Here is a 592-nt window from a genome sequence, read left to right as displayed (position 1 = left end):
CGTGAATGTCGATCCGGTCAAAGAGCCGATCCCAATCCGTCCGACCGTGCACTACACCATGGGTGGGATTGAAACCAACGGTCAGTGTGAAACCCGCATCCAAGGCCTGTTTGCCGTCGGTGAGTGCTCTTCCGTCGGACTGCACGGTGCCAACCGTCTCGGCTCCAACTCACTGGCTGAGTTTGTCGTGTTCGGTCGTGTTGCCGGTGAACAAGCCGCAGAACGTGCCGCTACTTTTAGCGGATGGAACGACTCTGCAATTGCCGCACAAATCAAAGCCACAGAAGATCGGATTGCGGCTCTGACGCAACAGGAAGGCGATGAAAACTGGGCCGATATCCGCACTGAAATGGGTCATGCCATGGAAGCCGGTTGTGGCATCTACCGTCAGGAAGATCTGATGCAACAAGCAATTGATAAGCTGACCGAACTGAAAGCACGCTATAAAAAAATCAGCATCAAAGACAAAGGCAAAGTCTTTAATACCGACCTGCTGTACGCTTTAGAAGTCGGTTATGGACTGGAAGTTGCCGAAGCGATGGTTCACTCCGCGATCCTCCGTAAAGAGTCCCGTGGTGCGCACCAGCGCCTT

The 592-nt window shown here is 53.5% G+C and carries 1 protein-coding gene; it reads left to right on the top strand.

Annotated features, from left to right (window positions below):
- Positions 1 to 592: FAD-binding protein (locus tag AC55NX_RS20790; RefSeq protein ID WP_496997461.1), on the top strand; the 592-nt coding region annotated here is incomplete at both ends.

It is taken from the genome of Vibrio rubrogenes, assembly GCF_059641415.1.
The sequence above is the reverse complement of the archived record's forward strand: the minus strand, read 5'-3'. Positions and strand labels throughout refer to the sequence as shown.